Annotated in this window: 13 protein-coding genes; 6 read left to right on the top strand and 7 right to left on the bottom strand. The window is 64.0% G+C overall.

Translation table 11 applies throughout. From position 1 onward, the window contains the following. Window position 1: 1 nt before the first annotated feature. Both M2396_RS21060 and M2396_RS21055 read right to left on the bottom strand, forming a co-directional pair. Entirely contained in the window at window positions 2–547 is a 546-nt protein-coding gene (locus M2396_RS21060; RefSeq protein WP_259077737.1) for a cytochrome b/b6 domain-containing protein, read from the bottom strand. Beyond that, window positions 547–813, bottom strand: a complete 267-nt coding sequence (locus M2396_RS21055) for a PepSY domain-containing protein (RefSeq protein WP_150570027.1) — start codon at window positions 811–813, stop codon at window positions 547–549. The genes M2396_RS21060 and M2396_RS21055 overlap by 1 nt, the downstream gene beginning before the upstream one ends. Before the next feature lie 147 nt (window positions 814–960). Here M2396_RS21055 and M2396_RS21050 point away from each other — a divergent pair, with 147 nt between their 5' ends. Next, entirely contained in the window at window positions 961–1,623 is a 663-nt protein-coding gene (locus tag M2396_RS21050; protein WP_150570026.1) for a response regulator, read from the top strand. After that, window positions 1,620–2,981, top strand: coding sequence for a sensor histidine kinase (locus tag M2396_RS21045; RefSeq protein WP_150570025.1), 1,362 nt, complete (start codon window positions 1,620–1,622; stop codon window positions 2,979–2,981). The genes M2396_RS21050 and M2396_RS21045 overlap by 4 nt, the downstream gene beginning before the upstream one ends. Window positions 2,982–2,983: 2 nt before the next feature. Here M2396_RS21045 and M2396_RS21040 read toward each other — a convergent pair whose 3' ends face one another. Next, window positions 2,984–3,601: a LysE family translocator gene (locus M2396_RS21040; protein ID WP_150570024.1), complete on the bottom strand. Its 618-nt coding sequence runs from the start codon at window positions 3,599–3,601 to the stop codon at window positions 2,984–2,986. A gap of 141 nt (window positions 3,602–3,742) precedes the next feature. Between M2396_RS21040 and M2396_RS21035 the strand changes: the two genes are divergently transcribed. Beyond that, on the top strand, window positions 3,743–4,660 hold the full coding sequence (locus M2396_RS21035) for a LysR substrate-binding domain-containing protein (RefSeq protein ID WP_259077732.1): 918 nt from the start codon (window positions 3,743–3,745) through the stop codon (window positions 4,658–4,660). Here M2396_RS21035 and M2396_RS21030 read toward each other — a convergent pair. Genes M2396_RS21030 through M2396_RS21015 form a run of 4 tightly spaced genes read right to left on the bottom strand, consistent with a single transcriptional unit; the run spans window position 4,600 to window position 7,155 of the window. Further along, window positions 4,600–5,184, bottom strand: coding sequence for a D-Ala-D-Ala carboxypeptidase family metallohydrolase (locus M2396_RS21030; RefSeq protein ID WP_259077730.1), 585 nt, complete (start codon window positions 5,182–5,184; stop codon window positions 4,600–4,602). The genes M2396_RS21035 and M2396_RS21030 overlap by 61 nt on opposite strands. Before the next feature lie 46 nt (window positions 5,185–5,230). After that, window positions 5,231–5,869: a carbonate dehydratase gene (gene can / locus M2396_RS21025; RefSeq protein WP_101316418.1), complete on the bottom strand. Its 639-nt coding sequence runs from the start codon at window positions 5,867–5,869 to the stop codon at window positions 5,231–5,233. 51 nt (window positions 5,870–5,920) lie between these two features. Beyond that, window positions 5,921–6,376, bottom strand: a complete 456-nt coding sequence (gene rimI, locus M2396_RS21020) for a ribosomal protein S18-alanine N-acetyltransferase (RefSeq protein WP_101316416.1) — start codon at window positions 6,374–6,376, stop codon at window positions 5,921–5,923. Then, window positions 6,373–7,155: an energy transducer TonB gene (locus M2396_RS21015; RefSeq protein ID WP_259077725.1), complete on the bottom strand. Its 783-nt coding sequence runs from the start codon at window positions 7,153–7,155 to the stop codon at window positions 6,373–6,375. The genes rimI and M2396_RS21015 overlap by 4 nt, the downstream gene beginning before the upstream one ends. Before the next feature lie 211 nt (window positions 7,156–7,366). Between M2396_RS21015 and mksB the strand changes: the two genes are divergently transcribed. The 3 genes from mksB to mksF are packed head-to-tail and all read left to right on the top strand — an operon-like array spanning window position 7,367 to window position 12,157. After that, window positions 7,367–8,635: an Mks condensin complex protein MksB gene (gene mksB, locus M2396_RS21010; RefSeq protein ID WP_259077721.1), complete on the top strand. Its 1,269-nt coding sequence runs from the start codon at window positions 7,367–7,369 to the stop codon at window positions 8,633–8,635. Further along, complete coding sequence (gene mksE / locus M2396_RS21005) at window positions 8,625–9,329, top strand: Mks condensin complex protein MksE (RefSeq protein ID WP_259077718.1); 705 nt, start codon at window positions 8,625–8,627, stop codon at window positions 9,327–9,329. Before mksB ends, mksE begins: the two co-directional genes overlap by 11 nt. Continuing rightward, window positions 9,326–12,157, top strand: a complete 2,832-nt coding sequence (gene mksF / locus M2396_RS21000; protein ID WP_150570021.1) for an Mks condensin complex protein MksF — start codon at window positions 9,326–9,328, stop codon at window positions 12,155–12,157. Before mksE ends, mksF begins: the two co-directional genes overlap by 4 nt. Window positions 12,158–12,271: the final 114 nt, after the last annotated feature.

Raw genomic sequence — 12,271 nt, 5'->3', positions numbered from 1 at the left:
ATTACTGCGCACGCTCTTCCGGCAGGCGCTTCCTGCGGCCGGTGAGCATGGAGAGCGGCAGGTTGTCCCGCACCTGGATACTTTCAAACACTGCGGCCAGCACATGCACACAGACCAGCGCCAACAACACATCGGCGGCAGTCTCGTGGACTTGCAGCGGCCAATCGGCGCCCCACAGGGCATCGACTTCTTGCATCAGGAACCCGCTGCTGCCAATCACCAGCAGCGCCAGCAGCATTAACAACATCACCAGCGCGCCAATAGGCGAATGGCCAAGACGGTGTTGCGGCTTGCCCTTGAGCAGTGAGCGCAGGTGCGCGGCGAGCCGTTGCGGGGTCGGCCAGAAGTCTGCCCAGCGCGCACTGCGCGGCCCGACGAATCCCCACACGCTGCGTACCAGCAGCCAGGCCATGGCGTAGTAGCCGAGCCAGACATGCCAGTCGTCGCCGGCTTCATTGAAGAAGTAGTTGGCGACGAAGACCCCGGCGATAGACAGATGAAACAGCCTTACCAAAGGGTCCCACAGGCGCAGGGATTCGCCCTGCATCAGTCTTTGATCTCGGTCTTGATTGCCTTGCCGGTGACCGGGTCATGGTAGATTTCGACCTTGCGCTTGTCCTTGTCGAAGCCGTAGATCTCGTAGCAGCTGCCGTCGGTGACCTTGAACTTGCTGATCTGGTAACCCTCGGCTTTGAGCTTGTCCTGGAAGGCAGTTTGATCCTGCCACTGCGAGCGTTCGGCGGTGGTGCACTGCGGGCCGGCGACGGCCAGGGGGCTGGCGATGATCAGGGACAGCAGGAGAATTTTGCGCATGGAAAAGCTCTCGGCAGATGTGGGTGGGCCCACAATGCAAAAGCAACCTTAGGCCAACCTTAGCCGGTAACGAGCAGTTACATCTTTGCTGAAATCCGCCTGTGCAGAACCCGGCATGATGCCGCCGATTACTTCAGAGACTGCACCATGCGCCTACTCCTCGTCGAAGATGATCGAGCCCTCGGCCAGGGTATTCGCGTGGCCTTGGGCGCCGAAGGCTATACCCTCGACTGGCTGCAGGATGGGGTGGCCGCCTTGCACGCGTTACGCACCGAGAGCTTCGATCTGTTGTTGCTCGACCTCGGCCTGCCACGCCTGGACGGCCTCGACCTGTTGCAGCAATTGCGCGCCGAGCAGCAGGACCTGCCGGTGCTGATCCTGACCGCCCGCGATGGCACCGCCGCGCGTATCGCCGGGCTGGATGCCGGCGCCGACGACTACCTGATCAAACCGTTCGACGTCGACGAACTCAAGGCCCGCGTGCGCGCCCTGCTGCGCCGCAGTCAGGGCCGTGCGCAACCGCTGCTGGAGCACGCCGGGATCAGCCTCGACCCAGCCACACAACAAGTGCACTACCTGCACGCCGAGGTCATCGTCACGCCCATGGAGTACCAGTTGCTGCATCAACTGATGGTGCGCCCCGGCAAGGTCGTCACCCGCGAGCGCCTGTCCCGTGCGCTGTATGGCTGGCAGGATCGGGTCGAGAGCAATACCCTCGAAGTGCTGATTCATAACCTGCGCAAAAAGCTCTGCAGCGAGCTGATCCGCACCGTACGCGGTGTCGGTTATGTGCTGGCGGTGCAGGCATGATCTCGGTCCGCGCGCGCATTCTGGTCCCGGTACTGGTGATGATCCTGCTCGGCGACGCGTTGATCAGCTGGCTGGTGCTGCGCGACAGCCATCACGAAATCGAAGAAGTCTACGACGCCCAGCTCGCCCAGAGCGCCCGTCTGCTGCAGGGTGTACTGCGCCAGGGCGATGCTGGCGAGGCCGACTGGGAGCGCTTGTATCAGGCCTTCGACCAGGCCATGAGTCGGGTCGGTGTCGACGGCGTCGCCCACCCTTACGAAACCCGCCTCACCTTCCAGGTCTGGCGCAGCGATGGCGAGTTGCTGGTGCGCTCGGCCGAGGCGCCGGTGCTGGCAGCGCCGCCCGCGACCCTCGGTGCCCATGATTTGCTCGATAACGGCAACGAGTGGTGCGCGTTTCTCCTCGCCGACCCGCAGCAAGGCTTGCTGATCTGGGTGGGCGAGCGCGACGACATTCGTCAGGACCTGATCCAGCGCATCATGCGTCACACTCTGTGGCCAACCCTGATCGGCGTGCCGTTGCTGACGCTGGTGATCTGGCTGGTGATCGGCTGGGGCCTCAAGCCCTTGCGCAGCATGGCCCGTAAGCTCCGCGTGCGGCAGACCGGCAGCCTCCATCCACTGCGCCTCAAGCCGCTGCCGAGCGATCTGGAACCGATGCAGACCGCGCTCAACCGGCTGTTGCTGCAAGTCGAAGAGCTGCTCGCCCGCGAGCGCCGTTTTATCGCCGACGCCGCCCACGAACTGCGCACGCCGCTGGCGATTCTGCGCATTCACGCACAAAACGCACGCAACGCCGCCACCGCCGAGCAACGCCACGAAGCGTTGGATTTTCTGGTCAGCGGCGTCGACCGCGCTACCCGCATCGGCAGCCAGTTGCTGACCATGGCCCGTATCGAGCCGCAACTGAGCGACCCCCAGCGCAGCCGCGTGCAATTGACCGAGCTGGTGCGTGAAGAGTTGGCCGAGTTGACCCCGCTGGCGCTGAACAAGGGTGTCGACCTGGTCCTCGAAGGTGACGAAGAGTGCTGGGTCGAGACCGAGCCGGTGGCACTGGCCATCGCCCTGCAGAACCTGGTGACCAACGCACTCAACTTCTCCCCGCCGGGCAGCGAAGTGAAGGTAGTGATCGGCGACAACCGCCTCAGCGTCGAGGATCAGGGCCCGGGCATTGACGAGGCAGACATGGAGCGCCTGTTCGAACGCTTCTACAGCCGGGGCAACGCCAATGGCGCCGGGCTGGGCCTGGCGATCGTGGAAATGATTGTCGACAAGATCGGCTGCGACTTGCGTCTGTACAACCTGCGCCAAGGCGGGCTCTGCGCCGAACTGACGCTGAGCCAGGCGCGCGCCAGCTGAGCTCAGCGCACGCCCGCAACCAGCACGGTCACCCCCAGGCTGATCAGCGCCACGCCGATCAGCCGATCAACCACTCGCTGGCGCTCGATCATTGCCAGGCGCAGCGCTGCGCTGGAAAAAAACACCGCCACCAGGCTGAACCACAGCCAATGGGCGAAGGACATGAACGCGCCGTAGGCGAAGTCCTGCGCCAGCGAGCTGCCCGGCTGCACCACCTGGGTGTAGGCGCTGATCACAAACAGCATGGTCTTGGGGTTCAGCGCGTTGGTGAAAAATCCTGTGCGTAACGCCCTCAAGCTACCCCTGCCCTGCCCCTGGCCGACGTCGTCGAGGTGGATCCGCTTGGTATTGGTCAGCGACTGGTAGCCCAGATAAATCAGGTAGCCCGCGCCCAGCACCTTCATGGCCATGAACAGCGCCGGGCTTTGGCTGATGATCACGGCAATGCCCAGCACCGTGTACAGCACATGCACCTGCACACCCAAGGCAATGCCGACCGCAGCGGCCAGGCCGGCCTTGCGCCCCTGTGCATAACTGCTGCGGGTGACCATGGCAAAGTCAGCGCCGGGGCTGATCACGGCAAGTACGGTAAACACGGCGACGGCAATCAGTTCATTCACTCAGGCAACCTCGATAGACGATGAAAATCCACAGATCGTCGATTATCGAGGGCTTATCCACAGGTCAAAATCGATTTATAGTCGCGCAAATCCGCTAGTTTTTCTCACAGATATGCAGCGTTCACTTGCGCCGAGATTTCAATGAAACTGCCGCCGCTCAACACCCTGCGTTTTTTCGACGTTGCCGCCCAGACCGAGAGCTTTGTGCGCGCGGCCGAGCGTCTGCACGTCACCCATGGCGCGGTTAGCCGGCAAGTACGCTTGCTAGAGCAAAGTCTGGGGGTCGAACTGTTCGAGCGGCGCAACCGGGCGCTGTTTTTGACAGCCGCCGGGCGCGCCCTGCAGAGCACCACCCAGGCCATCTTCGAGCAGATCGAAGACACCGTGCAGCGCTTGCAACAACCGCTTCAGGACAACGTGCTGGTGCTGTCCTGCGAGCCGACCATCGCCATGCGCTGGCTGATCCCACGGCTGCCGGACTTTCATGCCGCGCACCCGGATATCCAGCTGCAACTGGTCGCTGCTGGCGGAGCGGTGGACTTTGCCCGCAGCGGCATTGACCTGGCCTTGCGGCGTGACGATTTTCACTGGGAACGCACGCTGCACAGCGTGAAGATCTGCGATGAATGGATGGGGCCGGTCTGTCGAGCGGGCAGCCAGCAAGCGGCGCAAAACCCTCGTTTGCTGCACAGCCGCACCCGCCCCAAGGCATGGTCTGACTGGCATCGGTTGCGCGGCGAAGGGGCACGGCAGCGCGCAGGCAGCGAGTATGAGCACTTCTATCTGTCGATCCAGGCAGCCAGCGCTGGCCTTGGGCTGGCCATGGCGTCAGCCTTGATGGTCAGCGACGAGATTGCCAGCGGCCAATTGCACGCGCCCGCCGGGTTTATCGCGGATGGCTCGGCGTATCACCTGCTCAGCCCGCAGGCGTTTCTGCCCGGCTGCAAGCGCCAGCGCTTTGCCGACTGGGTGCGCTGCCAATCTCAGGCCTGCCTGGCTCAGCTGGGTTTGGCACAAAACGACGAACCCGAGCTGCCATCACCGCCCCAGGTGCGATAGCCGGCCGTGTCGATATGGATGCGCCCCGACGGGTAGCGGCCCAGGCCCATCTTCCAGGCCTGACCATGCTGCTGCCAGAAGCGGCACAGCGGATTGGGGTCGGCCCATACCGGCAGCAACAGATCAACGGCAAAGGCGCGCATGTGGGCACTGTCCACCGCGCCGCCAGCGCAGGCGTTGAGTTGCGGATCGCGGTATGCCGAGACCACCTCGAACTGACCCAGGGCGCCCTGCCCACCCAAGGTTTTCAGCAATGCCAGGGTCGAGCGCACCGCCGGCCATTGCGCCTGTGGCGGCACCGCGAACGGCGAGGCACGACACTGGCGCCAGTCCGATGCCGAGCGTAGTAGTTGATGGATAGGCACCACACCATACAGCCGTGCCTCGACCAGCATTTCGCGAAACGGTCGGGTCTGATGGTCGCCGGCCCACTGGGCGAACATCCACAGGTCGCGCGGGTCGGCCTGAGCAACACTGGCGATGCTCAAGCCAGCTGCACAGAGCAGCATCCTTGCTGTTTTCATTGCTCACCCCTTCAGCCAGTTGGCCGCTACTGGCTTAGAGTTAAGCCTACTCCTGCGGGCGCAGGCGGTATTGCGGCGGCAATTGGGCAAAGCCGCTTATGGTGGTGTCCAGGCTCTTCCAGCGGCCATCCTTGATGCCATAGATGCAACCATGGATAGACAGCTCCTGACCGCGATGCCAGGCGTTCTGGATGATGCTGGTGTGGGCAACGTTGGCCACCTGCTGGATCACGTTCAGCTCGCACATGCGGTCGACCCGCGCCTCGTCCGTGTCGAGCTTGGCCAGCTCACCGCGTTTTTCGTAGTAGAGGTCACGAATCGAGCGCAGCCAGCCGTCGATCAGTCCGAGTTGACGGTCCTGCATGGCCGCGCGCACGCCGCCGCAGCCATAGTGGCCGGTGACCAGGATGTGTTTGACCTTGAGCACTTCGACCGCGTACTGAATCACCGACAGGCAGTTAAGGTCGGTGTGCAGCACCACGTTGGCGACGTTGCGGTGGACGAACAGATCGCCCGGTAGCATGCCGACGATCTCGTTGGCCGGCACGCGTGCGTCGGAGCAGCCGATCCAGAGAAACTCCGGCGTCTGCTGACGGGCCAGCTTGGCGAAGAAGTCCGGGTCACGCTGGGTGATCGCGTCAGCCCAGCGCTCGTTGTTGTCGATCAGTTCCTGCAGGTCGTGCATGGTCTTGCCTCATCAGGTTATGCCTGTGTGACTGGACCTGACGGCGCAAGGTCACTCGTCGAACAGGGTGCAGGCCATTACCAGGGCATCTTCGCGGCCACCAGCCATTGGATAGTAGTCGCGGCGCCGGCCAATCTCGTTGAAGCCGAAGCGTTCATACAGACGATAGGCCGACTGGTTGCTCGCGCGCAGCTCGAGGAAGCACTCGCGGCCATTGAGCTTGTAGGCCTCGGCCATGAGTTTTTCCAGCAGGCGCAGGCCCAGGCCGCGGCCCTGGTTTTCCGGTTTTACGGTGATGTTGAGCAGGTGCGCTTCGTCGATGATCACGTTGATCACGCCGTGACCCACCTGCTGGGCGCCATCGAACATCAACCAGATCTGGTATGACTTGAGCGCATCCAGAAAAATCCCGCGGGTCCAGGGATGGCTGAACGCGGCGTACTCGATCTTCAGCACCGCATCCAGGTCCGCCTCGGTCATCGGGCGGAAACTGATCGAATCACTCATTCAACGCTCTTCCAGCGCGCCATCAGCTGGCGCATCGCTTGCCAGACGTCCGCCTTGCGCTGCGGCTCGTCCATCAACAGTTCCAGGCCAGGCAGCGCCCAGGCAGTGCCCAGCGCTTCGACCTGCAGTTCTTGGTAATAGGCCGGTGCCTCGGCCTGGGCGGCAAAGCGTAGCGCCGGCAGGCCGATCAGCCACAGGCAGGTGCAGGGTGATTCTTCCAGGCGTGCCTGGATAAAGCCTTGGACGAAGTCACGCGCAGCCTCGGGGCCTTGGTCCATGTTGCCGCGCACCAGCAGCGGCCAACGGATCGGCTCGCCGATGATCTGCGGCGCATCCGGCAGGCCGGCGGCGCGGAGCATGTCCTTGAGCAGCAGGTAGGATGGGTCGCGGCTCTGGAACGGCTGCCCGGTGGCCAGCTCGACCAGCACCAGGCAACTGCCGGCGCGCAGCAACTGCAGGGCAAACCGTGGCGGTGGCACCGGCGCCGCACGGGCCACCACTGGCTCAGCCTCGGTCTCGGTCGGCTTGACCGCTGGCTTGACGCTGCTGGCTGGGCGCGGAATCTCGATTTTCGGCCGTTCGATGCTGCGTGCCTGCGGCGCGATCGGCGCGGCGGCAGACGCTGGCGCCAAGGCTTCGAGTTCGACCTCCTCGACCGGCGCCTGCGGCAGCAGCAGCTCGGGGCGCGACGGCGCAGCGAACGGCAGTTCGGCACGCGGCAGCCAGTGCACCACTTGCATGGCGGACAGGTAAGCGCGGCGGCGGGACTCGATCAGCACAGCACGGTCATCCGGGAAAAGTCAGTCGCGCATTCTAACGCCGTTGACCGCCCCGCGCCGCTACAGGTTGGCGGAAATTTGCCAGCCGGCAAAACCCTGGGCCAACCCGGTAAATCCCTGACGCAATCTCATTACAGACCAAGGGGTGAATTCCTCCCCCCTGGATGCAGTACAATCGCCGGCTTTAATTTGGCAACGAGTCGACCCGCCAATGATCGAACCCAAGCGCGTCCTGCGCGCCCTCGCCGAACACTGGGCATTGATCGAGCCGCTGTGCGAGCGTTTCGACCAGGGCACATTGAGCCTGATCGAACTGCGCCAGCAACTCGGCCGCCAGCAGGTAGAAAGCACCCCGCAGGACATCACCCAGCTGCTCGATGTGTGGATCCGCCTGGATATTCTGGTACCGGTGGCAAAAAGCCCGAACCGCTTCGAGCTGAATGCGCAGATCCACGACTTCCTGGCCTACCTGCGCCGCGAGCACCGGCTCGGCCTGTGCCTGGAAATCGAAGCCTATCTGCGCCACCTGGAGCGCCTGGCCGGGCATATTCAGGACGCTTTCGATAACCGCGACAGCGATGACCTGGCGCGCCAGCTGCGCTTGCTCGACATGCGCGTGCGCGACGTGTTGAAGAAACTCGGCAACGACGAGCAGGCGCTGGTCGCGGTAGCCGAACGGGCCAAGACCAGCAACCGGCAGATCCCGCTGCGCCAGCGCTACGCCGAAGTACTGGCAACCTGGGACGAGTACGTCGAGCCGATGATCCAGCTGGTCAACGCCGACGGCGCCTTCGAGCAAGGCGTGCGCAAGGTCGAGACAGTGCTGCTGCGCCTGCTCGGCGAGCAGGCGCGGCTCGGCCACCTGGTCGACGACGACATGCTCCTGCGCACCCATGCGCGCATCCTCGAGATGCAGACCAGCGCCCAGCTGACCCTGCGCCATGCCCGCGAACTGCTGCTGCCGCTGCGCGAAGAAGCGCGCCGGCACAACGCCGTGACCCGCGGCGCGGCGCTGGCCCTGTCGGTGATCCGGCGCAAGGGCATCGATGCCGTGCCGCACGCGGCCATGCCGATGTTCACTCGACCGCAAAGCACCTTTCTCGGCAGCGCCAGCCAGGTCGAGGCCTACGTTTACGCGCTGGCCCGCTTCGAGCCCAAGCCGGCGCGCTTCCCCAAGGCCCACCGCACCGACAAGGGCCCGACGCCACGTGCCCCGCGCACGGTCAAGGAGATGCTCGAACGCTGTGCCAGCGCCCTGCCGCTGCCCGACCTGATGGTGTGGCTGCTGGAGCAGGAGCCCGAAGGCGCCACCGACGAGCTGCTGTACTGGTTCTCGCGCCTGTCGCGCGAGAAGCGCTTCAGCCGCGAGCGCCTCGAACGGCGCGACTATCTCACCACCGAACACCGGGTGAGCCTGCGCTCCTTCGCCCTGACCGAATCATCGCCTGCATCCACTGCGAGCCCAGCCAATGCATCTTGATCTTTCCGAACTGTCCCAGCTCGCGCCGATCTTCCGCGAGCTGTTCAAAGGTTTCCACGTCAGCCGCCGCGACCCCGAGTTGTACGCCCAGCTGTCGAACTTCCAGGACCAGTACCGCACCCTGTTCAAGGCGCTTGGCTTCGAGCTGGTGTGCGATACCCGCGGTTTCTATTACTTCGTGCCAGAGCTGGCCGCGGCGCAGGTCAACAAGACCGCCCAGCGCCTTTCGCTGTTCACCTTCATCCTGGTCGAGCACTTGGCTGACCAGGGCCGCGACCCGATCGCCGTGCTCGATGGCGGCAGCATCGGCCGCGATGAGCTGCCGTCGCTGCTGGAAAAGTACCGCGACCTGTTCATCCAGGCCGAAGTACAGACCGTCGACGAGCTTGAAGAAAAGATCCTCCGGCGCATGACCCAACTGGGCTTCGCCCATGAAGAAGGCGGCATCTACCGCTTCCTGCCGCCGATGCACCGCTTCATCGATGTGTGCCTGTCGGTGCAGCAGGACCGCGACCTGGCCGCGACCCTGCACAGCGCCCTGCCACTGCCGGTACCGGCGCTGGCCGACGACGACAGCGCCGAGCAACTGGAAACCGACGACCCGCTCGACCTCAGCCCGTTTGCCGGCGACGAGAGCGAAGAAGACGCCCTTGCCCGCGCCATCCGCGAAGAGCAACAGGAGATTGACGCATGAGCCAGCAACGCTACGGCATCCGCCGCTTCGCCTTGCTCAACACCGCCGGCTACAGCCTCGGCCTGTTCCCGCTGGAGCACCCGCTGTCGGTCTATGGCGCCAACAACCTGGGTAAGTCGGCGTCGATCAACGCCCTGCAGTTCCCGATTCTGGCGCGCATGTCGGACATGAGCTTCGGCAAGTACAGCCTCGAGCAGTCACGCCGCTTCTACTTCGCCAGCGACACCAGCTACATCCTCTGCGAGCTGGACCTGCCCCATGGCCCGCACGTGATCGGCGTGGTCGGCCGCGGCCCGGGCGGCGGCTTCGGTCACCAGTTCTTTGCCTACCAAGGCCAGCTGGACCTGGCTCACTACCAGAAAGACGACACCTGCCTGCGCCAAAAGGAGCTGTTCACCAACCTTGAGCGCAATGGCCTCAAGGCTTACGAGCTGAAGCCCGACGAACTGCGCCGTCTGCTGGTCGGTGGCCATACTTCGGTGCCACTGGACCTGACCCTGATCCCGCTGCGCTCGACCAGCGAGCAGAGCCTGAAGACCTTCCGCGCCCTGTTCATCAACCTGCTGCACATGCGCGAAATCACTGCAGCCAAGCTCAAGCAGCTGTTCCTCGATGCCTTCGAGCACAGCCTGCGCTCGGGCAGCGTCGACTACATCGCTGCCTGCGAAGAGGCCTTCCGCGACGTACGCCGCATGGAAGGCGATTACAACGCCCTGGTCGCCGCCGGGCCGTTGGTCGAAGCCCTCGCCGGCGGCGTCGCTCAGCGCGACATCCTGCGTGGCAAGCTGCATCGCCTGTCGCCGCTGCTGGATAACCTGCTCGGCACCTGGCAGGAATATGCCATGGCGCGTAAAGAAGAACTGGTGATCCAGTCCGAGCATTACCGCAGCGAGCAGGACCGCCTGCAGAACGACCAACGCGGCGGTACCCAGGAGCTGATGCGCCTGGAGCGCGAGATCAGCGGTATCCAGCGCTGGCTGGGCGAACTGTCGGTGCTGAAGAATCGCTTTGCGCTGGTCGATGATGTACGCGTCCTCGAGCAGCAGTTGCTTGCCGCCAAGGACGCCCACGACGAACTTGCCGGCGCCCTGGCGCAATCGCGGCAGTTCTCCGCCGAAGACCTCGACGAACGTGTGCGGGATCTGGAGAAGCGGGTCAAGGTGGTCAAGCAGCAGCTCGATCATGCCGACAACAACAGCTACGCACGCCTGCGCGAAGAGTTCTCGCAAGGCGACGTCGACCGCCTGATGCGCCTGTTCAACGGCGCACTGTTCAGCCTGCCGCTGGGCGAGCGCGGCATCGAACTGGATGACAGCGACCTCTGGGTCAAGTCACTGGAAGCGGTGCTCGACAGCTTCAAGGGCGAGCGTTTCGAGGCGCCGGGCCTGTCCATCGACCTCTCGCACATCGAGCCGCCGGCGCTGCAAGCGTTGGCTGACCGCGCGGCGCTGCGCGACCAAAAAGACCGCCTCGACCGCGAGCTCAAGCAGCTCAAGACCCAGCAGGCGGTCGCCGCCGACCGCACCGCCAGCAAGGCCCAGACCGAAGCCCTGTACCAGCAGGTACTGGATGCGCAAAAGGCCCTGGAAGACTTCCGCCGCAGCGAAACCCTGGCCGCTGAAGAGCCAGAGAAGCTTGAGCAACTGGCCCAGCTTGAAGCGGCCCAGGACGAGCTCAAGCGCTCCAGCGACGCCTTCACCGAGCGCGTCCAGCAACTGTCGGCCAAGCTGCAACTGGTCGGCCGTCAGTTGGCCGACCTCGAAGCCAAGCAGCGCACCCTCGAAGACGCCCTGCGCCGCCGTCAGCTGCTACCCAACGACATGCCGTTCGGCACGCCGTTCATGGAAGCGGTGGACGACTCGATGGACAACCTGCTGCCGCTGCTCAATGACTATCAGGACAGCTGGCAGGCGCTGCAACGGGCGGATAACCAGATCGAGGCGCTGTACGCCCAGGTACGCCTCAAAGGGGTGGCCAAGTTCGACAGCGAAGACGACATGGAGCGCCGCCTGCAGCTGCTGATCAACGCCTACTCGCACCGCACCGAAGAAGCCCTGACCCTGGCCAAGGCGCGCCGTGCGGCGGTTACCGACATCGCCCGGACCCTGCGCAACATCCGCAGCGACTACGACAGCCTCGAGCACCAGCTGGCGCTGTTCAACCGCGAGATCAACAAGCGCCAGGTGTCCAACCTGGAAAGCTTCCGCGTGGTGCTGGCGCCGAACAAGGAAGCGCTCAAGCACATCGACCAGATCATCCACAGCGCTGGCCAGTACGAAGAAGGCGAGACCCTGTCGGTGTTCGACCTGACCCAAAGCAGCGACCAGGATCACAAGAACGAAGAGGCCAAGGAGTACCTGGCCCGGCTGGTGGCAGCCAACCACAACCAACTGGGCCTCAAGGACCTGTTCGAGCTGGCGTTCGAGATCACCAAGATCAACAGCCAGCCGGTGATCCACGCCGACATCGATGGCGCTGCCTCCAACGGCACCACCATGACCATCAAGGCGCTGACCAACATGTACTTGTTGCTGCACCTGATGGACCGCGACCTGGCCGGACGCATTCGCTTGCCGTACTACCTCGACGAGGCCGCCGACATCGACGAACGCAACCAGGCGGCGCTGCTCGAGACCAGCCAGCAGCTGGGCTTCGTGCCGATTCTGGCCAGCGTCAAGCCACAGGTGTCGGCGCACGTGGCGATCGATCTGGAAGGTGGTAGCGGGCCGAATGGCATCTACATCGACGAATCGGACTGGAAGTACATCAGCCGGATCGATGCAGAGAAGGCGATTGTGCGTGAGGATGTGGCCGAAGAGTTGGCCTGATCTGTGATCTGCGCTAGTGGGGCCGCTGCGCGGCCCTTTCTCGACACAAGGCCGCTCCTACAGGCAAGCAGCGATCTGCTCTTGTAGGAGCGGCCTTGTGTCGCGAAAGGGCTG

The sequence above is a fragment of the Pseudomonas sp. BIGb0278 genome, assembly GCF_024809895.1.
Taxonomy (GTDB): Bacteria; Pseudomonadota; Gammaproteobacteria; order Pseudomonadales; family Pseudomonadaceae; genus Aquipseudomonas; species Aquipseudomonas shirazensis.
The sequence above is the reverse complement of the archived record's forward strand: the minus strand, read 5'-3'. Positions and strand labels throughout refer to the sequence as shown.

Excerpts from the sequence above, each read along its gene's own strand:
- M2396_RS21060 (WP_259077737.1), bottom strand. The coding sequence starts at position 547 with ATGCAGGGCGAATCCCTGCGCCTGTGGGACCCTTTGGTAAGGCTGTTT.
- M2396_RS21055 (WP_150570027.1), bottom strand. The coding sequence starts at position 813 with ATGCGCAAAATTCTCCTGCTGTCCCTGATCATCGCCAGCCCCCTGGCC.
- M2396_RS21050 (WP_150570026.1), top strand. The coding sequence starts at position 961 with ATGCGCCTACTCCTCGTCGAAGATGATCGAGCCCTCGGCCAGGGTATT.
- M2396_RS21045 (WP_150570025.1), top strand. The coding sequence starts at position 1,620 with ATGATCTCGGTCCGCGCGCGCATTCTGGTCCCGGTACTGGTGATGATC.
- M2396_RS21035 (WP_259077732.1), top strand. The coding sequence starts at position 3,743 with ATGAAACTGCCGCCGCTCAACACCCTGCGTTTTTTCGACGTTGCCGCC.
- M2396_RS21030 (WP_259077730.1), bottom strand. The coding sequence starts at position 5,184 with ATGAAAACAGCAAGGATGCTGCTCTGTGCAGCTGGCTTGAGCATCGCC.
- can (WP_101316418.1), bottom strand. The coding sequence starts at position 5,869 with ATGCACGACCTGCAGGAACTGATCGACAACAACGAGCGCTGGGCTGAC.
- rimI (WP_101316416.1), bottom strand. The coding sequence starts at position 6,376 with ATGAGTGATTCGATCAGTTTCCGCCCGATGACCGAGGCGGACCTGGAT.
- mksB (WP_259077721.1), top strand. The coding sequence starts at position 7,367 with ATGATCGAACCCAAGCGCGTCCTGCGCGCCCTCGCCGAACACTGGGCA.
- mksE (WP_259077718.1), top strand. The coding sequence starts at position 8,625 with ATGCATCTTGATCTTTCCGAACTGTCCCAGCTCGCGCCGATCTTCCGC.
- mksF (WP_150570021.1), top strand. The coding sequence starts at position 9,326 with ATGAGCCAGCAACGCTACGGCATCCGCCGCTTCGCCTTGCTCAACACC.